The sequence below is a fragment of the Streptomyces sp. WAC07094 genome, from assembly GCF_036320405.1.
GTDB lineage: Bacteria > Actinomycetota > Actinomycetes > Streptomycetales > Streptomycetaceae > Streptomyces > Streptomyces lannensis.
Window position 1 is genome coordinate 197,030 of sequence record NZ_JAVMJZ010000002.1, and the last position, 26,489, is coordinate 223,518.

A 26,489-nucleotide genomic window follows, 5' to 3' on the forward strand; every position below is an offset into this window, starting at 1 on the left:
TGTGCAGCCCGCGGCCGACGGGCCGCTCCCGGGCACCGATGCGCTCACCCGCAGCCGGGGTGAGCGTGGTCCCGGACCGCGGTCACACCATCAGGCTGGACAACCCGGAGGGCTTCGCCCGCGCCACCGCGGCGGCGGCGGCAAACTGAATGCCAGCAAGGAGCAGGCCGTCCGCGCGGTGGCCGGAGTAGATGCGACTGTGCGGGCTGTCCTCTTCGGTGTTCGCTGGTGGTTACTCTGCTGGATTCAGCGCGATGATGCCGGTGCCTGCATACAGCGGGGGATCGAGGGCTCAGAGAGGACGGTGACGGCTCACCGGCTTTCGCGGCCTGCCGAGCGATGGCCGCACAGTGGGCCACCGGCCACTCGATGTCCGGCCACGCCATGGCCTCCAGGGCGTGGATCGAGGTGAACGGCACCTGTTCGGCGAAGCGGAGCGATACGGCGTGCGTGCCGGAACATGTGAGGTGGCGCTCGGCGGGCGAGGCGGCCAGGGACGGTGGGGTCTAGCCGCGGAAGCGGGCCCGGATGCAGGGGGGCGAACCCGTACTCGTCCGCGGTGTGCCGGTGCCATCGGACCGGGGGCCTGGCACCGCGCCCTCTCACTTCCGCAGGGGCGACCTCGAACTTACTCCCGGGGCCGTCCAGACCTCACTCATGTGGCCGTTCATGCTCCTCTCGCGTGGCCGTCCAGGCCCGACCCGTGTGGCCATCCAGGTCTGCCGTCCAGCCGCCAGGCGACCGGACCCCGCACCACACCGTCCAGCCATCCCCGCATCCGACTCAGGAACTCTCGCACGATTAGATTGCGCGCAAGATAAATGCGTACTAGGTTTCTGGGTGTTGCCCCGGGCCGGCAGGCCAACGGGGGCGGAGAGTGCCCTGACCGCGCCGTCCGCGGCGCGCCCGTGATGTGAAGGAGAGTGTCCTGTCATGAACCTCAAGCCTGTGAGCCACTCCGCCGGTACCCCGGTGCTCCCGACGATCGTGCTGGTGCACGGCGCGTTCGCGGACTCCTCCAGCTGGAACGGTGTCGTAGAGCGTCTGCAGCGTGCGGGATATCCGGTCATCGCCGCCGCGAACCCGCTGCGTGGTCTGGCCGATGACGCCGCCTACGTCGCGAGCGTGCTGGAGGGTGTGCAGGGGCCGGTGGTGCTCGCCGGCCACTCCTACGGCGGCGCTGTGATCAGTGAAGCCGCGGTGGGCAGGGCGCAGGTGAAGGCGCTCGTCTACATCGCCGCCTTCACTCCCGACGAGGGCGAGAGTGCGCTGGAGCTGTCCGGCAGGTTCCCGGGCAGCACCCTGGGTGCCGCCCTCACCCCCGTTCCCTTCCCGCTTCCCGGCGGCGGCACCGGCACCGACCTGTACATCGAACCCGCCAAGTTCCACGACCAGTTCGCCGCCGATGTGCCCGAGCAGGTCACCGCCCTGATGGCCGCCACCCAACGCCCGGTCGCCGCCTCGGCGCTGGAGGAGAAGGCGAACGCGGTCGCCTGGAAGACCATCCCCTCCTTCAGCCTGATCGCCACCGAGGACAACAACATCCCGCCGGCCGCCCAGCAGTTCATGGCCCAGCGCGCCCACGCCCGTACCGTCGAGGTGAAGGCCTCCCACGCGGTCGCGGTCTCCCGGCCCGACGCGGTCGCCCGCCTGATCGAGCAGGCCGCCCAGTCCTTCGCCCACTGACACCCCGCCAGACCCGCCCGCCCGGTCGGCGCCGCGCGGGCGGGTCTGGCGTAGGCCCGGCAGCTGGTGCCGGTTGGTGCCGCGCTCGGTCCGGGGTCGCGCTGCGGCGTGCAGCGGCAGGGCGGGCTCCCCAGCGGCCACCGGCCGGCCGGGCGCGGGCCCTGTTCTGCAGCGGCGCAACCTTCTAATGTGGCCGCATGACGCAGCCGGCACCGGTTAGGGCCTCGAGCCCGGTGCGCGTGGACTTCCACACGTTCGAGCTGACCGACTCCCACCGACGCGCCCCCGTAGGTTTCGACGCGTCCAACGGACTGGTCTTCTCACAGCCGGGCATGGTGGTGATCTGCACCGGCATCAGCTCAGGCTGGGTAAACGTCCAGGTCCGGGTATGTGGGCGTCCTCCCACTCGGGTGGAGACAGGCGCATGGGACGAGGTTGTCGACCACAGTGTGGAGACCACCACAGGCGCGCTGTATGTCACGAGCGTCATGAGCGATACCCCCCGACTGCCGCTGCTGACGCCGCAGGGGCCGGGCACCTATCGCGTTCGGGTCCATGCGCGGGGCCGTGACACCGCCCCCGACGGCGACGCCCAAGAACCCGTCGAGGACTACCTACTGATCGTGTGGCCGGCCGCGTCGCGGCCGGACGAGATCCACCAGCACAGGGACCGGTACGGCGCCGAGCTGCGAGCCGGACCGGGCCGGCCTGTGCCCCCGCCGCCGGCCAGTGATGCCGAAGACGACATCCGGCGGCGCCAACGCGCACGGCTGCTTCGCCCCCGCACGCCCTGACCCCATTTCCCGCCGGGCGGTCGGCACCTATTGGCCCTCACGCAATCGGCTCGGGCCGAGGCGCGCTCCCGTGTCCCTGTCGGCGCCGGGGCTTTCTTCGAGCGGCCCTCTATCCTGAAGCCTCAGTAGAACACGGGGGAAGGAGCAGAGGGTGGACTGGTTCTGGTGGGTCCTCATCATCTTCTGGACGGGCGGCTTCGCGTGGGCGGCCGACAACATTCGCACCGCCCTGCGCAACCGGCATGAACGCAGGATGCAGTTGATGGAGGCGGCCCGGCAGGAACGCCTGGCCGTCGAGGCGGCGCACCAGCCGCCGGAGCCGGTGTGCGGGTGCACGCACCATCTGGCCAAGCACGACAAGCAGGGCCGGTGCCATGAACGCGTCGAGGTGCCCACGGCGTGGGACGAGAACAAAAAGCCGCTGCGCTACGAGGCCGGGCAGTGCAACTGCCAGCAGTACGTGGGTCCGCAGCCGCTGTCGCAGGTGTTCGCGGAGGAGTTGACCGACCGCGCCTGACCGGCCGGCCGCGGTGGGCCGGACTTTGGGGCGGACGGTGGAGTGCTCCGGCCGCCCCAGGAGCCCCCGGCCGGTCTTCCGGCACCTGGAGCGCGACCTCGACGCTCTCACTGCCGGGCTCTCGCAGCAGTGGAACTCCGGAGTCGTGGAGGGCCATGTCAACCGGATCACGATGCTGAGGCACCGGATGTTCGGCCGCGCCGGCTTCGAGCTCCTCCGAAAGCGAGTACTGCTCTACAGGTGACCGCCCCGTCAGGACGGCTTCTCGTACCCCTCATCGATTCGGCGAGGAGCCACGCCGAGAACCAAGTGCTCCATGGAGTGCGGCATCGGTCCGAAGCCGGCAACCCACGTCTCGACGAGATAGATCACGCCCGCTTCATCGATGCCCAAGAAGAACCGGCCGTGGTCCAGTTCGCCGAGCGGGTAAAGATGGCGCCCGATCGCTTCGCCCCACTCTACGAATCGATCACCTTCGCCCCAGGTCAGCTCGGGGTCCAACGCGAACGGCGTGCGTGCACAGCTGATCCCCGGTCCGCTGACGTTCACAGTCAGACCACCGAACGGCCCGAGACGCTTGCAGGCCCGAGGGGCAGGTCTGGGAAGATCTCCCGGTGACCGGCACTGATGACGCCACCCGCCAGAGGCTTGTCCGTCGTGGCTTCGCTCTGGAGTACGCCACTCTCGGCTGGAATGTGATCGGCATCGTCGTACTCGCTGTTGCCGCGATCGCGGCGAGGTCCGTGGCGCTGGCGGGATTCGGCTTGGACTCCCTGATCGAGATCGGCGCTTCTATCGTGGTCATCTGGGAGCTGTCCGGTAGCGGCGAGGACCGCCGGCGCCGTGGTCTGAAGCTGATCGGTGTCGGCTTCGCGCTCCTGGCGGTGTACCTGCTGGTGCAGTCCACGTGGGTGCTGGCCACCGGCTTCCGGCCCCACCACTCGCCGCTGGGCATCGGCTGGACTGCGGTGACGGCCGCGGTGATGTTCGCGCTCGCTGCCGGCAAGGCACGCACCGGCACCGCGCTGGACAACCCGGTGCTGAAGACCGAGGGCCGGGTCACCCTGATCGACGGCCTGCTGGCGGCCGCCGTGCTGCTGGGCCTCCTCCTGAATTCTCTGGCCGGACTGTGGTGGGCCGACGCGGCCGCCGGGTACGTGCTGGTCTACTACGCGCTGCGCGAGGTCATGGAAATCTTCGCCGGCGCGCACTGACGGCTCTGAACCGGCCAGCAGCACACCTTACGGTCACCGGTGCCGTACTCCGGCGCGCCTGGCCCGGGGCGCGAAGAGGCGACGCAACCGGCGGCAACCGATGTTGTCATTATTCGTGAACATCGAACATGACGAGACATGACCGCCTGCCGAAGTACTGAATAAAGGAGCGTTTTCTCCTGTCGAAGGTGTTTGGTAAATCGATCGAGGAGGATGGCGGGGTGCTGGGCAAGGTAGAGACGCAGCTTATCAAGTCGAACCATCGCCAGCTTGATCTTGGCTTCCGAGCGGCGTGGGTGGACCGACCTCGTAGTCGCGTGCGAGCCGTTTCACCGGTACGGCCGTCTTCGCGAGCTGGGTGTCCAACCTGGTGAATGTGGGCCGCGACCGTGATGGCGCCCAAAATCAAACACGTGCATGAATTTAGTCATGCGACCGTTCCTCGACGACCTCGTCCAGGCGTGCCGGGGGCCGGTGCGTGCAGGTCTTGTTCGGCCCAGACGACTTTGCCGCCCGATTCCGAGCGGGCGCCCCATCTGCGGGACAGTTGGGCGACCAGGAAGAGGCCGCGGCCGTTCTCGTCGACGGCGCGTGCGTGACGCAGGCGCGGGGAGCCGGCGTCGGTGTCGAACACTTCGCAGGTCAGGACTTGGTGCTGGATCAGACGGAGTCCGATCGGGCCGGTGCTGTGGCGGACGGCGTTGGTGACCAGTTCACTGACGATCAGTTGCGTGCGGTCCTGGAGGCTTTCCAGGCCCCATTCGGACAACTGGTGGGCTGCCATGTGCCGGGCTCTGCGGACAGTGGACTGGTCGTTCGGCAGTGTCCACGAGGCGACTTGGGTGGGGCTCAATGCGTGCGTGCGTGCCAGGAGCAGGGTGATGTCGTCGGATGGTGCCTGGCCCAGAAAGGTCTGCGTGACTTGGGTGCACAGGTCTTCCAGGGAGCGACCGGGTTGTGCCAGGGCGGTGCCCAGGCGGCGCATTCCCGCGTGGATGTCGTCGTGGCGGGTTTCGATCAGGCCGTCGGTGTACAGGGCGAGGAGGCTTCCCTCGGGCAGTTCCAGTTCCACGGCCTCGAAGGGGATGCCCAGTCCGATGCCGAGTGGGCTTCCGGTGGGCAGGTCGGGGAAGGTGACCCGGCCTTGTGGGTCGATGATCGCGGGCGGGGGGTGCCCGGCCCGTGCCATCGTGCACCGGTGGGTGGCCGGGTCGTAGACGGCGTACAGGCAGGTGGCGCCGACGACCGTGGGCGTCTGGTCCGCGACCCGCGGCGTCGGCGTCTTGCTCGGCCAGCCGCTGGAACGTGTCATCGAGATGGGCCAGCAGTTCGTCGGGGGGCATCTCCAGGTCGGCGAGCGTGCGTACGGCGGTGCGGAGCCTGCCCATGGTCGCGGCGGCGTTGATGCCGTGCCCGACCACATCACCGACGACGAGGGCCACCCGGGCGCCGGACAGCGGGATCACATCGAACCAGTCGCCTCCGACGCCGGCATCCGTGTCGGCCGGCAGGTAGCGCCAGGCCGCCTCGACCGCCGCGCCGCCCATCAAACGGTAGGGGAGCAGGTTGCGTTGCAGCGCGAGGGCTGCGGTGCGTTCGCGAGTGTATTGGCGGGCGTTGTCCAAGCACAGCGCGGCCCGGGTGACGAGCTCCTCGGCGAGCAGCAGGTCATCCTCGTGAAACGGAACGGGGTCCTCGGCGCGGACGAACACCGCGATACCCAAAATGGCGCGGCGCGCAATGATGGGCACGATCACCACGGAGTGCACCCCGTACTCACGGATCTTTTGCGCCCGCGCCGGGTCCAGGTCGACCCATGTCCCAGGGGAGGCGTCCAGCACCGGTTCCAGGTGGGATTTGCCCGTGCGCAGAACGCCGGCGAGCGGCGAGGCCGGAGGGACGAAAACCGGCTCCCCTCGCGCAAAGGTCGACTCCGGGATTCCTGGGCGGATCGAGGCCTGGCCGGCACGGAGGAAAACGGGAGGGCGGTCGCTCATCGGGTCGACTCGGGTCGAGGGCTCTTCGCCGAACGGGATGGACTCCCCCAGGTCGACGTAGGCGTAGTCGGCCAGCAGGGGCACGGCAAGGTCGGCCAGTTCCTGCCCGGTCCGCATGATGTCCAAGCTGCTGCCGATACGCGTGCTGGCTTGGCTGAGGATGGCAAGGCGCTCGCGCACTCGCTGGCTGCCGGTGACATCCACGCTGATGCAGCACAGCCCCAGTGTCTTGCCGTCCGCGTCCTGGAGGCAGAGGTATGAGGCCGAGAACGCGTGCTCCTGGCGCGGATCTTCCGTCGGCCACGCCCGGTACTCGTGGACCGCGGTGGTGCCGTTCCGCAGCGCCCGCCGCATCACCGCCTCCAGGGCTTCGGCCTCGAAGCCGGGCAGTGAATCGGCTAGTCGCCGGCCGAGCCGCCGTTCATGGGAGATGCCGTCGTGGCTCTCCATCGTGTCGTTCACCCAGACGCAACGCAGCTGCGGGTCACGAACGACGATGCCGATCGGCGCACGGGTGAGAAGCGACTCCCGCACCGATCCGTTTCTTACTTCCCGGGAGAGCGTGCCGATGTCGGTGACGGACACAAGCCACCGAATCGTTCCGTCCTGCCCCCACAACATCGAGATCCGATGGTTGATGTCGAGCATGCGGCCGTCGCGGTGGCGCACCGTCATCGTGTCCGACCAGTCATTGCGGGCGCGGCATTGCTCGATGAACGCCGATATCGTCGGCGTTTTCTCGGAAGGCGGCAGCACGAGTGCGGCGGACCGGCCCACCACGTCCCCGGCGGAGTACCCGAGAAGCTGCTCGGCGGCCTGCGTCCATGCGACCACCGCCCCACGCTCGTCGAGCATCGCGACCGCCGATTCGGATACCGCGAGCGTGTTCAAGCGCTTGCCAAGGGTCACCCTGTCGGCACCGGTCATCGAGCTGCCCTCCTCACCTAGGTGACTCGTTCTCACGCGGGTCAGCTGCTGCGATCAGGACCACGGCGGCGTGGACGGCTGGAGCAGCAGGTGTCCCCGCAGGACGTGGGCGATCTCCGCCGGGTCCTGCTGAGATCAAGTCGTTGAGATTTGTACCTTTTAGGTGATTGACAGGGCAGGGCTCCGATCTGTGACAGGGGCTGCAGCCGAGGCTGATGCCGAGCCGCGGCGAGCAGGCGCCTGCGTAAGCGGGACTGCTCGCCCGGCACGCTGACCTTCTGTTCCTTAGCTCTGCATAGATCGGTCGCAGACGGTCATACAGGTCGCACTTCAGCCCTCAGGGGACGCCAAGGGGTGGGGCCGGTTGCTGTGGTTGCAGTATCCAGATGGGGATCCCCTGGTGGGGGTGGCGGCATGGAGCGCGAACTACTCGAACGGCTGCTGGTCGGCAACGACGAGGCGTCTGCGGCCGCCCGGCCGCTCGGAGCGGCCGGGACCCTGGGCGGCGAACCCGTACCCGTCGGCGGTGTGCCGGCGCCACCGGACCGGGGGCCTGACATCGCGTCCCCCCTTCCGCCGACGGGACCTCGGCCTCACTCCCGTGGCCGTCCGGACCTCACTCATGTAGCCGTCGAGGCCCGACCCGTGTGGCCGTCCAGGCCTGCCCCGCATGTCCTGGCCAGGCAGCGCGAGGGCGTCCCAGATGATGAGCAGCGCCGGATACCTCTCGACCAGCTTCCGCGCCCTCGCCCGGTGCCGAGGCCGCACGGGACTGGCAGCTTCGAAGCTGATGACGGCGTCAACGATGATCACGGCCTCCCCGTCGAGCACGACCCCAGGGAGGCAGGTCTTCCTGCGAGGGCGATGTCCATCCAGGATGCGGTGACGTCCCGGCCCCGTCGGTGGTCGCGGCAGGAGCTGAGCGAGGGCCACCGCCACGCGAAACTCCACGTGATCACCTTGTGACGGAGGGTGGTGGTCGCCGTATCTCCGCGATGTTGCGCCGGCCCGTGCGGTTGGGCGCCGATTCGCGCAGACCTGGCACCTTCTCCGGAACCGGGATGGGAGCCTGTTTCCCGCGGGGGTCATCCGCGCATATGTTCGAATACAGCGGACGGGTCCTCCTCGGCAGGAGTGCTGAACGCGGCTGCATTCAGCTGCTGCTGGCCGGTCAGCGTTCGATGATCGGGCAGTACGGTTCGTCGGATGCGGCGTCGCTGGGTGCGGTGGCCGCACGGGCGGTGGCCAAGGTGGCGCGTAGGGCTGCCAGCTCGGTGATGGCCCGGTCGATCTCGGCCAGGCGCGCGTCCAGCATGTCGCGCACGACAGAGCAGGGCCGAATGCCGCTCTGACGCAGGGCGAGGATTTCGCGGATGTCGTCGAGGCTCAGGTCGAGGGCGCGCGCACGGCGGATGAAGGTGAGCGTGTCGATGTGGTCCTGGTCGTACAGGCGGTAGCCGGCTGCCGTGCGGGTCGTGGGCGGCAGCAGGCCGCGGGACTCGTACATGCGCACCGCCTTGCGGGTCAGGCCCGTCGCTTCGGCTGCCTGCCCCACGGTCATCGTCGTGGCCATCGCCCACCTCCGTGCGGTTCACTCGGTCGCTTGACCTTGCCCCGGGGGATGGTTCTAGCGTCGCACCCACCAGCAGATCGAGAGGAGGCGGCTGGTCATGCCTCTTGTCGTGGGTGAGAGGTACCGGTGCCCGGACGCGGACTGCGGCTGTGAGATCACCGTGACCCGGGGGGCGCCCGGCCGCTGCGGGGACCGCAACCCCACCTGCTGCTGCGGTCGCACGATGGTGAAGCTTGGCTGAACGGGGACGGGCCGAGGCGGGAGTGGATCCACTTGCGCCAGGTGCGGCCGAACCCAGGCATCCGCTGTTGTCTCCACCCCCTTCCATGTGAGCGTGAAAGCACGCGGGGCATACATGGGGGCAGCTCGGACAGAAGCAGCAGGAATGCCCCTAGAACCGGGAGGGCAACGTGCACGGCGAGCCGCAGTCGCTCCCCGGAGCTGCACAGGAGCCGGAAGGCCGCCTCAGCGAGATCGAAGAGTTGGAGATCGAGGTTGCCCAGCTCAAGCAAGCCGTGAACTCCCACGCCGTGATCGATCAGGCGATCGGTGTCGTCGTCACACGCGGGCGCATGACACCGGACAGGGCGTGGGACGTGCTCCGTGAGACGTCCATGGGCACCAACATCAAGCTGCGGCACGTGGCCGAGATGGTTGTCACCTGGGGTGTCACGGGGGAACTCGTGGCAGACATTCGCGAGGAACTGACGCGCAGGCTGAACAGCGCCCGCTGATTTCTTGCAGTCCACCAATGCGACTGAGCCATAGTCTCAGCCTCGCCCGCGGACACCGGATCCGCGCGCTTGCCGCTTCGACACCCGCATGGCTGCTCCGGTTCGCGGTGCCGACAGCCGCCAGGTCAGGATGGTCCCGACTCCACGCAGCCTGGTGCCCTCCCAGCCCTGGCTGCTGGAAGTCGAGGCAGAGCGCGCCTCCCGCCCGGCCGGACGCAGCACCGCCACGGTGGGAGGCGCGCTCGTGTGGTCGAGATGCGGTGGAACACCGGCGGCGTCAGGCTTGAAGTGGTGGAAGGTGCCCCAGTCGATCGGGGCTCCCAGACCGCCGGTTGCGCCGAGCGTAGCCCGACGGCGGCTGGTGTCGCTGCCTGTCGGCTACGCCCTCGATGCCCGCGCAACGCATCGCGCCCCTCGCACGAGCCACGCCGTGCGGGGGGCGATCGGCGTCCAGGGTGGCGGAAGAGCGACGGGACCGCTCCACTGCTGCCTTTACCCGGCTTCCGGCGTGACCGTGAGAAGGAAGCCGTGTGCGGGTACTCGATTCGCACTGTGGACACCCAAACCATGAAGGCCGACCGCCCTCTCACCGTGGAGGCACCGTGTCTCACGCGAACGAGTTCTCCTACACCGTCCCGGAGCCGGAACCCCGCACCGATGAGCAGCTCAAAGACCTTCAGGGCAAGTTCGCTCACCTTGAGCAGGCCGATGCACACGCCTTGATCGATCAGGCGATCTGCGTCATTGTCGCCGTCGGAGGTCTGACCCCGGCAGAGGCATGGGATCTGCTCCGTGAGACGTCCATGCACACCAACATCGAACTGCGGCAAGTAGCCGAGCTGGTGATCGCCTGGGGTGCCGCCGGGGAGCTTTCATCAGACCTTCGTGAAGAGCTGGCGCGCAGGCTGAACAGCACCCGCTGATCTCCTCTGGCCGCCTACTCCCTGTACGGCCGTTTACTCCCACATCTCAGGGCCGCCCCCGCGCCACTCGATCAGCTCACCGGCAGCGGCGATCGTGTTCTCGCATGTCAGATCCACCTCGGTCAAGTCATTGATGCCCGCACGGCAAAGGCCGCGCGCGTGGCGGAGCGCGTGAGCGGTTCCCGCGCGGATTGAGCCATCCGCCCCCAGTGGAGGTGCCGAACCGCCATCCGGTCCGGGGCCTGGCCTCTGCACTTCTCCGTCACAGTCCCGTCACACGCCACCGGCACCTCACGATGCGTCACCTATCCTCACCCCCTGACACGACCTGCACTCAGGGGGACCACCATGAACCACAGAGTTGCGACGCTCGCTGCGCTGCTCATCCTCGGCGCAGTCGCCGCCTGCGACCCGGCCGCCACCGACAACGGCAGCAACGGCAGCAGCCCCAAGGCAACGGCGAGCAGCAGCAGTGCCGCCAGGAATCCGGCCGCGACCACGGCCGCCGTCCCCAACTTTCGCGGTATGGCCCTCCAATCCGCCCAGGACACCGCACAGAAGAGCGGCTTCTACAACCTCGCCAGCCATGACGCCCTTGGCCGCGCCCGCAACCAGATCCTCGACCGGGAATGGAAGGTCTGCTCCCAGAACGTGAAGGCCGGAGCGAAGCAGCCGACAGACGCCAGGCTCGACTTCGGCGCCGTGAAGCTCGCCGAGACGTGCCCCGCCCAAGACCAGAAGGTGCCCACCGCCGCTGGTGGGACCATGCCGAACTTCAACGGCAATAGCGTGAAGGCCGCCCGCGGCGCCCTCGACAGCGGCACGTCGATCACCGTCAACGATGCATCCGGGGACAGCCGGTTCATCCTCGTCGAGTCGAACTGGAAGGTCTGCACCCAGACTCCGGCGGCCGGCGTGAAGCTGAACGGGCAGCCGGTGACGTTGGGCGCGGTGAAGTTCGAGGAGACCTGCCCGTAGCCCGGTCCTGCGCTGAACGCGCCGAGGGCCCGGAGCCGCCGTCCGACTCCGGGCCCTCGACTCACCCCGCCACCTCAGTGACGCTTACGCCCCCGCGCCTGCCTGGGTCTTCGAGGCCTTCCTCGCCATCAGGGACCGTTGCGGGTACGAGCGTCCGGCGTTGCTGATCTCCGCCGCGCGGGGTTCTGGAGACGATGGGCGCGGCCGGCGTCGCCTCGGCCGGCTCGCTCGTGCAGGGCATGGTCGCGCGGGCCTTCGGCTCGAAGAACTCCGCGTCCCTGGCCAAGGGAGCGGAGTGGCTGCTTCAGCAGCTGGCAGTGCCTTGCCGGGTGATGTGAGCGGTTGAGGAGTTGTCTACCTTGACGTACCCCGCTGACAGGCCGATCCGGTTGTACGTCTTGGTCACGTCGGTCTGGCCATGTCGAACGAACTTCACCGTGTAGCACCAGCCTGCGTCGACCTGGAAGCCGTCCCAGTCCTGGTTGCTCGGGGTCCTTGATCCGGCGGCGACGTTGATGAATGACTGAGAGACGCCGTCGGAGGTGCATGTCGTCGGCTTGGTAGTGATCATGGTCATGTTGCCTTGGTCGCCGCACCAGTTCCGGAACGCTGTGGCGCCGAGGTTGGTGTCGTTCGCGGTTCCTGAGCACCATCCGAGGACGGGCGTACAACTCGAACCCGCGTAGGACGCAGGTGCCGTTACCGCCAGGGATGCGAAGACTATGGCCCCGACGATCCCGGCGGCTCCAGCCGTTCGCTTCGTCAACCTCACAGAGTTCTCCCTTTCATCCGTTGGTTGTCGTGCACGCTTCAATAAAGCAGAGATGTGGAGATGCTGTGACCGATTCGCCATGTCAGTGAGAAGCCATGGACGGCATTGAGCCACAGCTCGGTCCGACTGGTCAGTTGTCCCACTACAGACGCTTCGTCACGTTCGTCCACCACATGCGTTGCGACGATCCCTGAAATTCGCCCGAAGCGGTGAGGGCCCTTTCGTCATGCCCGGGGTCAGCGGGGACCTGGGACACCCCGCCGCGCGCGGTTGATGACGTTCCGCGCGTCGGCTTCGTACATGGCCGACTCCCGCAACGTCTCCCATACTCGCCGCTACGTGGTCACGCTGTCGGCGTCGTCGAGCCACAGTTCCGCGTGCCAGTCCTCGGCAATCACGAGCCGGTTGTCCAGCACCCAAAAGCCATTGGCCGGGGGAATCCGCAGGGACGCGGACAGTGGGATCATCCCGAGCTCGACATTGTCCATGCCGATCAGCGTCGGTGAGCCGGTCGAGCTGCCTGGCGAGGACTGCCGGCGGGCAGATCAGCGCGTGGAGCGCCGCCTCCCATACGAGCGCGTGGAAGGTGCGGTCTGCCTCGTAGAACCACTCCTGTCGCCGCATGCGGGCGCGGACGGCGTCGTCCGTGTCACGGACGGTGCCCTGGAGGTCGGTGTAGCGCAGGAAGATATGCCTGGCGTAGTCCGCGGTCTGCAGCATGCCGGGGATGACAGACTCTTCCCAGGCGTAGATCACCGTGGACCGGCCGACTTCGATGTTCCAGCCGTCTTGAAAGGGCTGGTGGCCGCTGGCGAGTTGGCGGCGCAATGAGCGGATGTGGGACTCGAAGCCCTTGAGGCGGGCGTCGAGTTCGTCGAACGCGTCTGGCTGGCCGATGCCGTCCGCCCAGGCGCGGAGGTCTTCGCTCGTCGCGGTCTGTCGGCCGCCTTCCACCTTGTCGATCTTCGAGTGCGGCCAGCCGAGCAGCTGCGCAAGTTGCGGGCCCGTGAGCCGGCCGCCAGGCGCGGACGTGCGCAGCTCACGCAGGCGCAGTCCGAGGGCCTCGCGGGTCTGCCGGAAGTCCGTACTCTTCGGCCGTTCGCTCTAGTTGGTGGTGCCGAGCTGAGCCGCGAACGCGTCGTAGGGCACGGAGCCGTGGACTGCGGCGTCGCGGACCTGGCAGTACCGCAGTACTTCGCTGGCTCGGTGATGACCTCGACGTCGTGGAGGACGTCCTCGTCGTCGAAGCGGAGCACGGCTACGACGCGGCTGTCGAAGACCCAGAAGTCCTCTTCCGGGAGGTGGAGTTCTGCCGCGTCCTTCCGCCACAAGTTTCGCGCGTCCTCGCCCGTGGCGGCATTGCACCGCGCATGCGACAGGAGAAAGCGCTGGCCCTCGGTCGGCGGGTTGTCGACGACGCGGACGCGGCCGACGTACCGGCCGGCGGTTGTCTGGCGAAGGATCTTCTCGCACCACTCGCTGTCGAGGTCGCACGGCGCCTCGCCGGTCTCGAGGAATGCGGAGTATCCGGGGTCCTCGCGGTCGGAGGCGTAGCCGCGCCGGGTCTCGAGGTGCCAGGCCGAGGCTGGGACAGCAGGGCGGCCGTGACGGCGAAGATCGTCCGCCCTGCTACCTCGACCGGTGTTGTACTCGGCTGCTGGTTGCCGCTACCTGCGCTGTCGTTGATGTCACTCGTAGATGTCAGAACGGTGCAACCCCGTGCAAGTATGTTGCCGTGATCACCATCGATGTCAGCGAGGTCGGCGACGATCGCTCTCTCCACCTGCTTCTGGCACGAGAGCTGGACTTTCCGGAGTTCTACGGCATGAACTGGGATGCCTTCTGGGACGCAATCACCGGACTGGTCAGCATCCCTGATCGTGTGCGCTTTCTCGGCTGGCATCGGCTCGCGGCCGGCGTTCCCGGCGGGGCCGCCATGCTTCGCCGGGTGCTGGACGACTACCAAGCCACGTACCGCCCGGAGTTCGTCGCTGAGTACAACTAGCGATGAGCAATCTTCGGGCTTGAGTGCCCGTTCTCGTGGACAGAGGCACCCCGGGCAGGGGCCTGGGCGGTTGTGAGGAACTGAACTGGGCTCAGGCCGTCGCGTTGGCGTGCCGTGCCGGCGTGTCACAGGGAGCGGGGCTGTCTCGTCTTGGGTGCAGTCACCGATGATTCCCGAGGAGCATGTGATGGACGCACGAGTGAATTATTTCGCCGACCCGGTCGCCGGCAAGGCCCTCAAGCATCTGATGTCAGCGGCCAGGGCGCTCAAGGAGTCGTCGCTGCCGGCTGTGACGCAGGAGCTGGTGGCGTTGCGTGTCAGCCAGATCAACGGCTGCGCCGTCTGTATCGACATGCACACCAAGGACGCCACGGCCACTGGTGAGAGCGTGGTGCGGCTGCATCTGGTGGCGGCGTGGCGGGAGGCGACGGTTTTCACCGAGGCCGAACGGGCTGCTTTGGAGGTGGCCGAGCAGGCGACCCGGGTCGCGGACGGCGCGGGCGGTGTCAGTGACGCGGTGTGGGCGCGTGCGGCCGCGCACTACGACGAGGAGCAGCTCGTTGCCCTGGCGGTCCTGGTGTCCTTCATGAACACCGCGAACCGACTGAACATCATCGCCCGGCAGCCGGCCGGTGATTATGAGCCCGGACAGTTCCACTGAACAGCCCTCGGGTTCCCGGCCATGGGAAGGGTCGTGGCCGGGAGCCGGGGGCCGGGGGCCGGGAGCCGGGGGCCGGGGGCCCGGGGGTGTCACCCGGTTCCGCAACACGAACCGGGTGAACTTCGCAGACCGCCCCGGGCCGGCTGGAGGCCGGCCCGGGGCGCAAGGACATGAAGGGGGCAGGCAGTTGTGAGCAAGGTCGAGGAGTTCGAGGAGCTGCGGCCGCTGCTGTTCTCGATCGCCTACCGGATTTTGGGCAGTGTGGGCGAGGCGGAGGACGCGGTGCAGGAGAGCTGGCTGCGCTTCGACGCCTCACCGGCCCGGCCCGCGTCCCTGAAGGCGTTCTTGTCCGCCACCGTGACCCGTATCGCGATCGATGTGCTGCGCTCCGCGCGGGTGCGGCGGGAGCAGTACGTGGGGCCGTGGTTTCCCGAGCCGCTGCTGAGCGACCCATACGAGGACCCGGCACGCGCGGCCGAGCTGGCCGATTCGGTGTCGGTGGCGGCGCTGCTGCTCCTGGAACGGCTCAGCCCGCTGGAGCGGTCGGTGTTCGTCCTGCGGGAGGTGTTCGCGTTCGGCTTCGACGAGATCGCCGCGGCGGTGGGGCGTTCGGAAGCGGCGTGCCGACAGCTGCTGGTGCGGGGGCGGCGCCATATGAGGGACGGACGCCCACGGTTCGAGGCGGACCGTCAGGAGCGGCAGGAACTGGCGGCACGGTTCTTCGACGCCCTGCGCGAAGGCGATGTGAACGGGTTGCAGGATCTCCTGGCCGCGGATGTGTCGATGGTCGGTGACGGCGGCGGCAAGGCGCCGCAGCTGGCGAAGGCCGTCAGTGGCGCCGGGAAGGTGGCCCGGCTGCTCGCCTCCGTCTTCCCCCTGATGGCCCGGATCGATGTGACGTTTGTGGAGGCCGAGGTCAACGGCCAGCCCGGTGCGGTCTTCCGCGACCGCGACGGCCTGGTGCTGCACACCCTGGTCCTGGAGGTGCTCGACGGGCGGATCCAGACCATCCGCACGGTGATCAACCCCGACAAGCTCGGCCACCTGGGGCCGGTCGCCGATGCCTTCGCCGTCGCCCGCGAGGTGAAGCAGGCCCGCCGGCACACGAACTGACCCGGCACCGGCCCGGACGTGCTCACTCCCGGCACCTCACTCGACCGTGGGAACAGCCGCATGTTCGCGCGGTGAGGTCGAGGGGCCGGCCCGGGAGTTCCCGGACAGTGATCATCGTCACCGGGCGGCACGCGCAACCTCCGCCGCCACGCGGAGGAGGATGACGGCGGGCGGCGCGGCGTAGTGCCGGGCCGGGACAACCCACATATCGGGGAGGACAACAATGGGCGGCGCTTTCGAGGACGTTCCCACCACGGCCGTCGCGGATCTCGTGGGCCGTGAGCAGGTGATGGACATCGGTATCCGTCCGCTGTGGGGCGCACCGCACGTGGCCGGGCCGGCGTACCCGGTGCGGTGCGAGCCGGGCGACAACCTGATGGTGCACGCGGCGATCTACCGCGCCGAGCCCGGCTCGGTGATCGTGGTGGAGTCCGGCGACCTTGACTACGCGCTGGCCGGAGGCAATGTGTGTGCCATCGCCCAGCGCCGGGGTGTGGCCGCTGTCGTGGCCGACGGCCTCATCCGCGACGTGGGCGAAGTGCGTGAGGCCGGCTTCCCGGTGTTCGCGCGCGGTGTCATTCCGATTCCCGGCGCGAAGCGCAGGCTCGGCAGTCTGGGTGAACCGGCCCGCGCGGGCGGGGTGCTGGTGCATCCGGGCGACATCGTCATCGCCGACGAGGACGGCGTCGTGGTGGTGCCCGCCACCCGCGCGCAGGAGGTCCTGGCGGCGGCGCGTACACGGCTGGCGCGGGAGGCCGAGCAGTCCCTCGACGACTGGGAGCAGGAGCACCGGGCCCGCGTCGACAAGGCGCTGGACGAGGTCGGGTTCACCGGCTGAGTCACGAGCGCGCCCGGCGCGCGAGCGCGCGCCTAACGCCGAACGCCGGGCGGCGGCCCCGGCACAGCGAGGTGAAGGGCCAGCAGGGAAATCCGCGATCTCGAACGGCCTGGCACGCACCATCGACGGGGCCGCCGCCGGCCCGCTTCGACCGGTCCGAGCCCCCGGCGACCACGGCGGTGCTCCACCCGGCAGGCATCACCGTCCTGGCCGCACAACACCGGGCCGCCACGTGCGGCGGTGTTCTACGACGGTGAGATCACGGCTGACGCTGTTGCCCGGCCCGCACGGTGTTACGGCAATTCGTGCAGCGGCCAGATCTCGACGACGCCCTGGGCGACGGCGCAGGGGGTCTTCGAGGCGAGGTGGACGGCCTCCTCGAGGGTTTCGGCTTCGATGATGGCGAACCCGGCCACCGGGAGGGTGGAGGACAGGAAGGAGCCGGACTCCACGGTCGTGCCGGCGCCGTCGTGGTTGCGTACCTGTACCGGCGCGCCGGCGATGCCCACAACGGTCCCGGCCTCGAGCAGGCGGGCGTCATGCGCATGCGCCTGGTTGCGTACCGCCGTGTCGGTGCGGTCGTAGCCGTCCTGGTCCCCGTATCCGATGGTCACGAATTTGGCCACAACAGGTCCCTCCATTCGTTCGTAGCCAATGCTCACCAGTTCCGACTCTCGGCCGTGCCCGAACTCATCGTTGTGCCGGCCGATCAGTAGACCCGGCGGCAAGCCGGGCATCACTTGTGCAAGTGCACCCGCTGTGGCTGACGCGGTGGAGGATGATCGCCGGCGTTGACCGCGTACCCGCGGCATGCCCACAATCTGCGGGCCTGCGAGGGCCGTCGGCGAACACAGGGGGCACCATGCGTGGAGACCACGATCACCGCGAGACCATTACCGCGATCGCGCGGAATCCTGCGGCGCCCGCCGAGGTCTTGATCAGGCTGCTGTGCGAGGAGGCCAAAGCGGCCTGGAACATGATCGCTTGGCGCGCTCTGCCGGACGAGGTGATCGACGCCGTCGTCGCGCATCCCGACCGCAGGCTGCGCTCCGCGTTCGCCGAGAACGCGATGGTGACGGGGGAGCAACGCGCCCGGCTCGTGGACGATCCCGATCCATATGTCCGCCAGGCTCTGGCCAACGGGCCCGGCTGGTTCCGCATCCCGGTGCAGCCGCTGCCTCTGTCCGCTCAGCAGCACCTGCTTGCCGATCCGGAATCGAAGGTTCGCCGGGAGGCGGCCTTCTCCCGTCACACGGCAGCGAGCCTGGTCGCCGGGCTCGCCGACCACCAGGACGCGGACCTTCGGCAGGCGGCCTGCCGTCACTGGGCTGTGCTGGGCGAGGACACCCGGAGCCGTCTGCTGCGCGACGCCGATGACACCGTACGTCGGGCAGCGATGATGGAGGCCTGCCGCGACGACGCGGACTGCACGGACCGTCTTCTCCACGCAGGAATCGGCGGCTTCGACAGGCGGGATGTGATCCGGTACGGCGCCATGAGCGCGGCGACCGCCGAACGGCTCGCCGCAAGCACCGAAGAGGAGGACCGCCGGGAGTGGCGACAAATCTCAACGTCCCCATCGCCGTCATCAGGCCATTGGCGGACGACGACGCGCACAGCGTCCGGCTGGCGGTGTCGGTACGGCCCGAGCTGACGGAGAGTGAACGCGCCGCCATGGACGTCACCATCAGCCCGTCCGACCGGCTCCATCCCGTCGAATGGGTTCGCCTGTGCACCGATCCCGACGTCCTGCGCCGGTGCGCCACCTCGGCCAACACCCTGCTACGGCGCAGCGCCGCCCACAGCCGGCACCTGCCTGCCGACGCCATCGACCTGCTCTCGAAGGACGACGACTACGCCGTGCGGCTCCTGCTGTGCGAGAACCAGCCGGCCGTCGACGGCGAGGTCGTGCTGCAGACGTATCTGGACTGCAAGGTCATCACCAAGGGCGCCCTGCTCAGCCACCCCAACTTCCCGCGCACGGGGGCCGGGCGACGCTTCGCCGACGATGTGGATCCGGCGAAACGACGGCTTGTGGGGCTCGACGCCGAAGCGCCCGTGGAGGTGGTGGTCCGGCTGCTTGCCGACCCCGACGATCATGTGCGTGCCATGGCGGCCGCGCACCCCGCGCTGCCGGTCGATCTCATCCTGCAAAGCTGCGGGAATCCGGACGTCTCCTCCCACGCCCTGAGCAACCCCAGTCTTCCCACGGACGCCATGCACCAGTACCTGGACGATGCAGGCGTCCCTCGCTGACTGGATGGAGCAGAAGCGCACAGCACGTTCGGAACTCCTCCCCGTGCCCTTGCTCCCGTTCTGGCCTTGGGCCCCCACGCGCTTCTACGTGGCTCCCGGACTCGTCCTGCAGGTCTCGGACGAAGGAGGTGACAACGGATCAGCGCCCGGGCCGGAGCCAGCCACCGCAGTGTTCTCGCCCCCTTGGCCGACGTCCCGGTCGAGTGGGACAGATTCGACGGCTGACATCGCGAGCCGCGTCGTCGGCTTCGCCGCCGGACACCGGTAGAGGTCTGTGAACGCTGCTTGATGACCCACGTCAAGCCTTGCTCACAGCCCTTTTCCCGGCTCTGTCTCCTGGGCCTCGAGAAGTTCGTCACCGTGCTCGATCGCCCAGCGTCCGAGCGCCATCATCGGGCCCTCGACCAGGCTCTGCCCCAAGCTGGTCAGAGCGTAGTCGATACGCGGCGGCGCCTCCGCATGTGCGTGCCGCTCGACGAGTGTGCCCGCGAGCAGCCGTTGCAGGGAGTCGCTCAGAACCTTGTCGCTGATGCCGCCGATCGCGGCCCGCAGGTCCCGGCGTCGGCGCGGTCCCATGCGAAGCGCCGCCAGTACAACGGGATCCCAGGTATGGGCGAAGAGATCGGTGGCCGCGCGCAAACGGCAATCAGCGACCAACTCATAGCAGTGGGTGTCGTGATCAGTCATCTCACAGCCCATCATCGCGCGTCGGCTACGCACCGAATGGTGCGTAACGCCTTCCTTACCGTAGCCATCCGACCGACCACTGTTGGAGAGGAACAGGCAGATGCGTATCGGAATCCTGGGAACAGGGGCACTGGCGGCGGCTCTGGGTGAGGGCTGGGCACGTGCGCGACATGAGGTGGCGATCGGCGGACGGTCGCAGGTCAAAGCAGAGAAGCTCGCCGAGCGGCTGGGCCACCGGGTGCTTGCTGTCACGCCACGGGAAGCGGCCACAGGGTGTGATGCGGTGCTGCTCGCCGTGTCCTGGGACGGCGTCGAGGACATGCTGGAATCAGTGGGTCCGTCCGACGGCGTGTTCGAAGGGATGCCGTTGATCGATCCCACGAACGCCGTCAGCCATGGCGTCGGCACTCTGCTCACCGAGGGCGGCGAGTCCATGGCCGAGCGGATCACCAGGCTGGCTCCGGGAGCCCGGGTCGTGAAGGCGTTTCATCTCTTCCCCGCCGGTCAGTGGACGAGCACGCCCGGTGGTGATGCGTCCCGTGTGACGGTGGCGATGTGCGGCAATGATGCGACGGCACTGCACGTCGTCGGCGAACTGGTCCGTGACGTCGGCGGAGTCCCGGTGACCTTGGGGACGCTGGATCGCGCACGCCAGTTGGAGGAGGTGGCGGGTTTCGTCATCGGTTTGGCCTTCGCAGGCTTCGACCCTGGATCCGCCCTCCCTCACATCCCTTCGAACAGCAGGTGAGGCGGCTCGTAGAGGTAGCTGTATCTCTCACACGCCCGCTGATCCACCGCGGACAGGGTCTGTGAAAACGGCTTGATGACTCATGTCATCCGGGCCCGCTGCCACATTGCCGGGAATGGCCCTCCCAAGCGGCGGGCAGACCGATCTTTGGCGCGTACGCCTGTAGACGGTGACCGTGGAACCCGTCGCGGAGGTGCTCCCACGGGCCGGCCACGGAGTGCGGCCCGCGGGACGGCCGGCGCGGGGTCAGCCGTCGGCGACCGGGGTCAGTTGTCGGTGACGTCCACGGCTTCTCCTGCGGGTCCGCTGGCCTGGGGGGCGCGGTCGTCGGGGCCGAGGGGGAGGTCTGCCCAGGATACGACCCGCCAGCCGCGGTCCGGGGCGCCGGACAGGATGACGACACCGGTGTTGCGTAGTTCGTGGGTGGAGGCGAAGGCGACGTCGATGTTCTCCGCGCGGGCCGCCGTCCACATACGGATGACGGCGCCGTGACTGACCATGGCGACGGTGTGCGCCGTGGTGGCGGCGGCTTCGGCGACGACCGTGTCGAAACGCTTCAGGGCCTCTACACCGCTCTCCCCGCCCGGCATCCGGCGTTCGGTGTCGCCCGCGGACCAGGCGAAGGCGGTGGTGAGGTAGGTCTCGACGGCCTGGTGGTCGCCGCGCATCTCCAGATCACCGGCCGCCAGTTCCCGGATACCGTCGCGCACCTGCACGTCAAGACCGAGGTGGGTTGCCAGGGGAGCCGCGGTGAGCTGGGTGCGCACCAGTGTGGATGCATACAGGGCGCCGATGGCCTCGGCTGCCAGCGCCGCGGGCAGTGCGGCCGCCTGCTCCTGGCCCAGGGGGGTCAGTGCGGGCCCCGGCACGGCGGTGTCCAGGAGGTGCTTGACGTTGGAAGGGGTCTGGCCATGGCGGATGAGGAGCAAACGCATGCGGGGGCCTGTCTCCCGGGTAGCTGGGTGCGGTCCCCTCACTGTGCCATTGCTCAGGCCCGCCCCTCCCGGCGGGGGTGGGCACACCACCCCGGCCGCCCCGCGTTCGCACCCTCGCCGCCCGGCCGTCATCGGCCCGCCGTCACCGGCAGGCCTGTGGCCGGCGGCCCGCAGACGATGCCCGGTGGGCAGCGGATCGGTGCTTTCCCGCTCACCGGCATCGGCACGTCCTCAGCGCCGGACGGTCAATAGCCGTTCGTGCTGTTCGCGCGCGATGGCCTCGGGTACTGCCGCAGGGCGGTCCTCACCTTGCTGCAGCAGGAACGTGGACAACGTACCGCCCGTGCGGATCACGGACTCCACGTTCCCCTTTCCGCCCGGCGCGGTCGAGTTCGTGATCAGGTAGGACACCGACTGATCGCCCGCCTTGACCGGTGCGAGCGCCTGCACGGTGAAGGTGTAGTCCCAACCGGCGGCGGACGTGGCCTCGAAGGTGCCGCAGTGGGGCAGAGCCTTTGCGAGGTCCGCCATCCATGCCTGCGCCTCGGCTGTCGTGTGGCTGCTGAGCGCCACGCTGCCCGACGTCTTCCCGCCGGCGCCGCGCACACCGTCCAGCACCTCCCACACCAGCGCTGTTCGCGGATGGCGGGGACGCACACTCATCATGTCGGCCAGCGGCTGACACGTTGGCGGCGACGCGGTCACGACATCGTCCTGGTCGAACAGGGGCAGCCCCGGCCCGACGTCGGCGCTGAGTCCTGGCACATCCGAGTCCCGGAGCAGCGCCTTCGCCAGCTCTTTTCTGGTCAGCGGTTTGTCATCGCGGGATTCCGCCGCCCTGGAGTGATCGTCGCAGCCGGCGGACATCACCACGGTCGCCGCCACGAGCACGGGGACGATACGGCGCACCGGACTTGGCATGAAACAGGTCCCCCGACCACCCCTGGAGGGGCGGCAGCCCCTCTCATCCCGATCTCAGCGCTCACCCTAACAGCCGACCGGAGCAGGCAACTCGCCGAGCACACACGGCCATGACGACGGCCGGCACAAAACCGACGGCGACGGTCACCCCCCGGGCGGTGGCGCGCCCCTACCGGCCACGAAGCATCCAAGGCAGCGGCAGCTGGAGAGCTCTGGAGGAGGACCAGACCTCTCCCGCACACCGGTCGGCCACCCCTACCGGGGTCATCGTGGGCCGCTGGTGTGAGCTCAACGTCTTGGCTTGCCACGATGATCGTGAGCACCCCGCACCGCTGGAACATCCAATAGCTTGAGCCCACCTGCCGGCGCGTGCCGTGAACATCGAACATGCCGCGGATTGCGCGCCGCCCCAAGGCACTCCATAGCTGCTGTCGAAACCGGTGAACACAGCCACAGGACCCCTGTTCGACCTGCGACCCGGGAGCCCGCTGACGGATAAGCGGGTGGCTTCTCAGGGCGCCGAGTCCTTCACTTCTGGGCTGAGGGCGTAGGCGCGCGTCGGGGTGGTGCTGGAGGTCGGATGGTCCGAGGAGGTGGGCTTGCCGGACGCGTCCAGTCCGATCGCTGTCTTGAAGGTGCTGACCTGGGCGCACGTGGCGTTGTCGTTGCCCAGCTTCACATTGGCGCCGTCGAGGGTGGCCTGGGTGTCGACGGGTGCCGGGGCGGTCTTGCTGCCGGGGAAGCTGGTGCCGCTGGGCCAGTCGGTACCGATGACCAGGACGATCCCGGTGCCGGATTGCTGCTTGAGTACCGATACCGGCAGGCCGAGCGCTTCGGCAACGGCCTTGGCCTGCCGTATGTGGCCGGCCTGGTAGGCCAGCGACGTGGTGGTGGCAGGGGTCCCGTTGACAGCGGCGGTTTGCTCGCTGAAGCCGCGGCGCAGGAGTTCTTGAGCGATCGTGTTGGCTCGGCCGCGGACGGTCGTGCCGTTCTGCACCTGTACGGCGATGGCAGAGGTCACGACGGCCGTGGCGGCGGGAGCGGTGGACGGCGACGCCGGGCTGGCTGCGGCCGTGAGCGACTGATCGTTCGCAATGCTCTTGAACATGTTGTTCGCGCCCGGATTGGTGACCAGTGTCTGCCAGACTCCGTTCACCTTGAGGTCGTGCGTCTGCATGGTGGCGAAGGTGACGCGGTTGGCGGGGACCTTGTTGAGGTCGCCGGCCAGGCCGACGAGCTTGGTGGCGGAGTTCAGCGAGCTGTCGACCGTCAGCGACTGGGTGGCGGCGTTGGCGATGGCCCACATTCTGGTGGGGCTGCTCAACGTGCCTTTGGTTTTCAGCTGGTTGAGCAGGGAGCTGAGGAAGATGTGCTGCGCGGCGGTTCGTCCGCGGCTGTCGCTGGAGTCCCCGAAGCCGTGCCGGGTACGAACGAACTCGAGCGCCGCCTGGCCCTCCAGCACGTGCGGGCCCTCCTTCAACTTCAGGTGGCTGTAGGGGTCGTATATGTCGTGGTCGACGCAGATCGGGACCCCGCCCACCGCGCGGGACATAGTCACCACTCCGGAGAAGTCGACCATCATGAAGTGGTCAATGGGGATCCCGGTAAGTTCGTGCACGGCGACGACACTGCAGCCCGGCCCGCCCTCCAGCGCCGAGTTGATCATCTGGTTGGACTGGGGGCCCATGCTGGGGTGGTGCGCTGCGTGGCAACCGTTCCAGCTGCTGCGCAGGTCGCGGGGGATGCTCATCACGGTGGCGTTCGACCGGTCGGCCGATATGTGCACAACCATCTCCACGTCGGCCCGGGCGCCGCCGGCTGTCCCGCAGGCGCCGCCGAGCTTGCAATCCGAGGCGGTCGCGCGGGCATCCGAACCGATGACGAGGATGTTGATCGGGCTGCGTCCGAACGCGTCCGGTGTCTCGTGTCCCGCGCCGTCCTTGCCGTTGGCGGACAGGTCGTCGGACTTGATACCGCTGGTCAGCTTCCAATACGCGTACGCCGCCGTGCCGATACCGAGCAACAGCACGAAGCCCATCGCCAGCCCGACGACATTGAGGACCCGCCTTCTCCCCGACTTCCTCCTGGCCTGGCGCAGGGCCGTCCGGCCGCCGGCAACCGGCGGCGCTGATTGCGCCCCCTCCGCCCTGCTCCGACGCGCTCCGCGCCTTCGCGATCCACTGGAGGACTTCGTCATGGGCACTTCCTCGCACGTCGGGCCGATGAATCATGGAACGATCGAGGAGTACGACATTCCGAACCGGTGATGGGTTGCATTCCGAGCGACCCTTCAGGTCGCCGGGCTCCTGCTCCGGCGCAACGCTCGGCGAAGCGGTGCTCAAGGACGCTGCAAGCCGGCCTCCGCTGGCCCGACCGTGAGCCTACTTGTGGCGCCCATGTACCAGCCCACCGCCGGCACGATGAGAAGCGACAGAACAAACGCCCACAGGGGCGTCGCCGCATCGTGGGACCAGTACACCAGGGCCGGCATGCATGACGGATACCCGGCCTGCGACCTGGCAGCACCGCACAGGACAACGGGCAGTCCCGGTGGAGGTGAGTCGCCCCCCGGGGGGTGGTCCGGTGGTGCCTGCTTCGGCGACTGGAGGGTCAGTGCGACCAGTCACGAGGCGGAGGCGGAGGCTTGGAGGGCGGGCGGCCCGTGGGACGCGATGGGGAAGCGCTGCCCGGGCCCGTTCAGGCCTCGCACCCCAACGTCTCACGGCGGGGTGCGAGGCAAGCCCTGCGTGCGCAGCCTGATGTGGCGTCAGGCCGCTTTCTCGTCAACACCACGAGGGGTGCAAGCAGTGCCTAGCCGGCCATCAGGTCGTTCTCCACGGCGGGAGCCAGCAGGGAGAGCCAGTGCCGGGTCTGGGCCGGTTCCAGGATCCGGTCGAGCCGGAGGGCCGGTGTCATGTGCTCGAACACTCGACCCGCGCCCATGCCGTATTTGCCGTTCGGCGGGTGCAGAACGAGGACGCGGGTGCCGTCGAGGATTTTGATGTCGGCAGGCACGCCTTCCGGGCTGATGTAGGTCCCCTCGCCGTCGAAGAGGCGGAAGCAGCGGATCGCCGGGTCGTCGGGGCCGAGGTAGGGGTTGCCGCTGGTCGCCGCCTCGACCCAGGACCGCGCTGGGCGATCCCCGGCGACCAGGCCTTGTTGGGGGTCCCCGACGAGCCGATCGGCCAGGAGGATGTGCAACTGGCCGTTGTCCCCGATTCCGCTCATGGTGAGGGCGTATCCCCGGTGTGTGCGGGGGTCGATGACGATCAGCGGCTCGTCGTCAAGGACGGCGGCCAGCGCGCCGACCCAAGCAGCCGGCTGGGACCGGTGTGCGACCGCGGCGGCACGTTCACGCAAGTCGGCTTTGACGTCGCCGGAGACGGCCGCACGGAAACCTTCGTCCGCCATGACGGTGATCAGGGCTTTGAGCCAGTCCTCCATGTCGAACCAGGACATGGCGATACGCGTCATCGTGCCCTTGTCGACACCCCGGCGCCACCGGGCCACTCTGGTCAGCGTGCGCACCAAGTGAGGGCTGCTGGCACTCACCGGTTCGGGCAGCGGCCGTCCGCGGGCTGCTTTGGCCCACAGTTCCGGCACCACCTCGTTGAGCATCATGGCTTCCGAGGCACGCTGCGGCAGCACGTCGACGAGAGCCGTGGGGGACGCACCCCACTCGACGCAGGCGCCCGCCAGAACCGCGGTCATGGCGAAGTCCCCGCCCAGACCCGGCAGCAACGGGGCGAGGGCTTCCACGGTGGCCGTCAGGCTCTCGGGGCCCCCTGCCTGAGCGGTGTCCGCAAGCCGCCCCAACGCGGTTCGGTAAGCGGGAGCGGAGCCGGACTTCATGTGTGCGACGAGTTCGTCGACCAGGCGGGGTATCTCCGAGAGCACGAGGGGACGTTAGCAGGGGTGACGGTCCGTCCAGAGCCGCTGTATCTGGAACAGCCATGTGGCAGACGAGGTCAGACCAACCGGCGCCTGCAGTGACATCCAACGCTGACAGCTGCCACTAGCCTGTGACCGGCCGGGCACGACAGGCGCGTCAGGTCGGCAGCCACCGTGCTTGCCGATCGTTTCAGAACGCTGTTTGACGCAGATGACGCACGCCTGTGTGGAACAACGGATTCCGGCGTGGACCGGGGGAGGCCTCATGGAACGGGGCTCGGGTGCGGAAGAACCGCACGCGGTGACAGTGCGTGATCTT

The 26,489-nt window shown here is 68.6% G+C and carries 24 protein-coding genes and 4 pseudogenes; 15 read left to right on the forward strand and 13 right to left on the reverse strand.

Going from position 1 to position 26,489, the window contains the following annotated elements:
* Positions 1 to 50 precede the first annotated feature (50 nt).
* The 4 genes and pseudogenes from RCR19_RS39060 to RCR19_RS39075 form a co-directional block, all read left to right on the forward strand.
* A pseudogene (locus RCR19_RS39060) lies at positions 51 to 149 on the forward strand (alpha/beta hydrolase); the annotation flags it as partial.
* 784 nt (positions 150 to 933) lie between these two features.
* Positions 934 to 1,686 carry an alpha/beta hydrolase gene (locus tag RCR19_RS39065; RefSeq protein ID WP_331269839.1) on the forward strand — a complete coding sequence of 251 codons (753 nt, stop codon included), beginning with the start codon at positions 934 to 936 and terminating at the stop codon, positions 1,684 to 1,686.
* 197 nt (positions 1,687 to 1,883) lie between these two features.
* Entirely contained in the window at positions 1,884 to 2,480 is a 597-nt protein-coding gene (locus RCR19_RS39070) for a hypothetical protein (protein WP_331269840.1), read from the forward strand.
* Between the two features lie 151 nt (positions 2,481 to 2,631).
* On the forward strand, positions 2,632 to 2,997 hold the full coding sequence (locus RCR19_RS39075) for a hypothetical protein (protein WP_331269841.1): 366 nt from the start codon (positions 2,632 to 2,634) through the stop codon (positions 2,995 to 2,997).
* A gap of 252 nt (positions 2,998 to 3,249) precedes the next feature.
* Here RCR19_RS39075 and RCR19_RS39080 read toward each other — a convergent pair whose 3' ends face one another.
* Positions 3,250 to 3,756, reverse strand: a complete 507-nt coding sequence (locus tag RCR19_RS39080) for an SUKH-3 domain-containing protein (RefSeq protein WP_331269907.1) — start codon at positions 3,754 to 3,756, stop codon at positions 3,250 to 3,252.
* On the opposite strand from RCR19_RS39080, the gene RCR19_RS39085 reads away from it, so the two are divergent.
* Entirely contained in the window at positions 3,666 to 4,211 is a 546-nt protein-coding gene (locus tag RCR19_RS39085; RefSeq protein ID WP_331269908.1) for a cation transporter, read from the forward strand. The two genes, RCR19_RS39080 and RCR19_RS39085, sit on opposite strands and share 91 nt — an antisense overlap.
* 427 nt (positions 4,212 to 4,638) lie before the next feature.
* Here the strand turns inward: RCR19_RS39085 and RCR19_RS39090 are convergent, their stop codons facing one another.
* From RCR19_RS39090 to RCR19_RS39100, 3 genes and pseudogenes are all read right to left on the reverse strand, one after another.
* Positions 4,639 to 5,523, reverse strand: coding sequence for an ATP-binding SpoIIE family protein phosphatase (locus RCR19_RS39090; protein ID WP_331269842.1), 885 nt, complete (start codon positions 5,521 to 5,523; stop codon positions 4,639 to 4,641).
* 31 nt (positions 5,524 to 5,554) lie between these two features.
* A pseudogene (locus tag RCR19_RS39095) lies at positions 5,555 to 7,135 on the reverse strand (PAS domain-containing protein); the annotation flags it as partial.
* Positions 7,136 to 8,306: 1,171 nt separating this feature from the next.
* Entirely contained in the window at positions 8,307 to 8,708 is a 402-nt protein-coding gene (locus RCR19_RS39100; protein ID WP_331269843.1) for a MerR family transcriptional regulator, read from the reverse strand.
* A 410-nt stretch (positions 8,709 to 9,118) separates the two neighbouring features.
* Here RCR19_RS39100 and RCR19_RS39105 point away from each other — a divergent pair, with 410 nt between their 5' ends.
* From RCR19_RS39105 to RCR19_RS39115, 3 genes are all read left to right on the forward strand, one after another.
* On the forward strand, positions 9,119 to 9,442 hold the full coding sequence (locus RCR19_RS39105; RefSeq protein ID WP_331269844.1) for an ANTAR domain-containing protein: 324 nt from the start codon (positions 9,119 to 9,121) through the stop codon (positions 9,440 to 9,442).
* A gap of 602 nt (positions 9,443 to 10,044) precedes the next feature.
* Positions 10,045 to 10,365, forward strand: coding sequence for an ANTAR domain-containing protein (locus RCR19_RS39110; RefSeq protein WP_331269845.1), 321 nt, complete (start codon positions 10,045 to 10,047; stop codon positions 10,363 to 10,365).
* A gap of 348 nt (positions 10,366 to 10,713) precedes the next feature.
* The gene (locus RCR19_RS39115) at positions 10,714 to 11,343 is read left to right on the forward strand and encodes a hypothetical protein (protein ID WP_331269846.1); all 630 of its coding nucleotides are present in this window, start codon (positions 10,714 to 10,716) and stop codon (positions 11,341 to 11,343) included.
* A 304-nt stretch (positions 11,344 to 11,647) separates the two neighbouring features.
* Here RCR19_RS39115 and RCR19_RS39120 read toward each other — a convergent pair whose 3' ends face one another.
* The 3 genes and pseudogenes from RCR19_RS39120 to RCR19_RS39130 form a co-directional block, all read right to left on the reverse strand.
* Positions 11,648 to 12,115, reverse strand: a complete 468-nt coding sequence (locus tag RCR19_RS39120) for a hypothetical protein (protein ID WP_331269847.1) — start codon at positions 12,113 to 12,115, stop codon at positions 11,648 to 11,650.
* Between the two features lie 236 nt (positions 12,116 to 12,351).
* Positions 12,352 to 13,168: pseudogene (locus RCR19_RS39125) on the reverse strand (helix-turn-helix transcriptional regulator).
* A gap of 51 nt (positions 13,169 to 13,219) precedes the next feature.
* Positions 13,220 to 13,698 (reverse strand): annotated as a pseudogene (locus RCR19_RS39130) (DUF6879 family protein); the annotation flags it as partial.
* Between the two features lie 152 nt (positions 13,699 to 13,850).
* On the opposite strand from RCR19_RS39130, the gene RCR19_RS39135 reads away from it, so the two are divergent.
* The 4 genes from RCR19_RS39135 to RCR19_RS39150 all read left to right on the forward strand — a co-directional run bounded on the left by RCR19_RS39135 (position 13,851) and on the right by RCR19_RS39150 (position 16,732).
* A complete protein-coding gene (locus tag RCR19_RS39135) occupies positions 13,851 to 14,120 on the forward strand; it encodes a barstar family protein (RefSeq protein ID WP_331269848.1) in 270 nt (89 codons plus the stop codon).
* Positions 14,121 to 14,307: 187 nt separating this feature from the next.
* On the forward strand, positions 14,308 to 14,781 hold the full coding sequence (locus tag RCR19_RS39140; protein WP_331269849.1) for a carboxymuconolactone decarboxylase family protein: 474 nt from the start codon (positions 14,308 to 14,310) through the stop codon (positions 14,779 to 14,781).
* Positions 14,782 to 14,970: 189 nt separating this feature from the next.
* Complete coding sequence (locus RCR19_RS39145; protein ID WP_331269850.1) at positions 14,971 to 15,894, forward strand: RNA polymerase sigma-70 factor; 924 nt, start codon at positions 14,971 to 14,973, stop codon at positions 15,892 to 15,894.
* Positions 15,895 to 16,117: 223 nt separating this feature from the next.
* On the forward strand, positions 16,118 to 16,732 hold the full coding sequence (locus tag RCR19_RS39150) for an RraA family protein (protein WP_331269851.1): 615 nt from the start codon (positions 16,118 to 16,120) through the stop codon (positions 16,730 to 16,732).
* 293 nt (positions 16,733 to 17,025) lie between these two features.
* On the opposite strand, the gene RCR19_RS39155 is transcribed toward RCR19_RS39150, so the two are convergent.
* Positions 17,026 to 17,358: a YciI family protein gene (locus tag RCR19_RS39155; RefSeq protein ID WP_331269852.1), complete on the reverse strand. Its 333-nt coding sequence runs from the start codon at positions 17,356 to 17,358 to the stop codon at positions 17,026 to 17,028.
* 122 nt (positions 17,359 to 17,480) lie between these two features.
* Between RCR19_RS39155 and RCR19_RS39160 the strand changes: the two genes are divergently transcribed.
* Together RCR19_RS39160 and RCR19_RS39165 are read left to right on the forward strand one after the other, a co-directional pair.
* Positions 17,481 to 18,386: a hypothetical protein gene (locus RCR19_RS39160; RefSeq protein WP_331269853.1), complete on the forward strand. Its 906-nt coding sequence runs from the start codon at positions 17,481 to 17,483 to the stop codon at positions 18,384 to 18,386.
* Entirely contained in the window at positions 18,329 to 18,988 is a 660-nt protein-coding gene (locus tag RCR19_RS39165) for a hypothetical protein (protein ID WP_331269854.1), read from the forward strand. Before RCR19_RS39160 ends, RCR19_RS39165 begins: the two co-directional genes overlap by 58 nt.
* A gap of 309 nt (positions 18,989 to 19,297) precedes the next feature.
* Here the strand turns inward: RCR19_RS39165 and RCR19_RS39170 are convergent, their stop codons facing one another.
* Entirely contained in the window at positions 19,298 to 19,675 is a 378-nt protein-coding gene (locus RCR19_RS39170) for a helix-turn-helix domain-containing protein (RefSeq protein WP_331269855.1), read from the reverse strand.
* 100 nt (positions 19,676 to 19,775) lie between these two features.
* On the opposite strand from RCR19_RS39170, the gene RCR19_RS39175 reads away from it, so the two are divergent.
* Positions 19,776 to 20,423: an NAD(P)-binding domain-containing protein gene (locus RCR19_RS39175; protein ID WP_331269856.1), complete on the forward strand. Its 648-nt coding sequence runs from the start codon at positions 19,776 to 19,778 to the stop codon at positions 20,421 to 20,423.
* Positions 20,424 to 20,689: 266 nt separating this feature from the next.
* Here the strand turns inward: RCR19_RS39175 and RCR19_RS39180 are convergent, their stop codons facing one another.
* The 4 genes from RCR19_RS39180 to RCR19_RS39195 all read right to left on the reverse strand — a co-directional run bounded on the left by RCR19_RS39180 (position 20,690) and on the right by RCR19_RS39195 (position 26,176).
* Positions 20,690 to 21,358 carry a histidine phosphatase family protein gene (locus RCR19_RS39180; RefSeq protein ID WP_331269857.1) on the reverse strand — a complete coding sequence of 223 codons (669 nt, stop codon included), beginning with the start codon at positions 21,356 to 21,358 and terminating at the stop codon, positions 20,690 to 20,692.
* A gap of 231 nt (positions 21,359 to 21,589) precedes the next feature.
* Positions 21,590 to 22,279, reverse strand: coding sequence for a hypothetical protein (locus RCR19_RS39185; protein ID WP_331269858.1), 690 nt, complete (start codon positions 22,277 to 22,279; stop codon positions 21,590 to 21,592).
* Between the two features lie 511 nt (positions 22,280 to 22,790).
* The gene (locus RCR19_RS39190) at positions 22,791 to 24,317 is read right to left on the reverse strand and encodes an LCP family protein (RefSeq protein WP_331269859.1); all 1,527 of its coding nucleotides are present in this window, start codon (positions 24,315 to 24,317) and stop codon (positions 22,791 to 22,793) included.
* A 773-nt stretch (positions 24,318 to 25,090) separates the two neighbouring features.
* Positions 25,091 to 26,176, reverse strand: a complete 1,086-nt coding sequence (locus RCR19_RS39195) for a hypothetical protein (protein ID WP_331269860.1) — start codon at positions 26,174 to 26,176, stop codon at positions 25,091 to 25,093.
* Between the last annotated feature and the right edge of the window lie 313 nt (positions 26,177 to 26,489).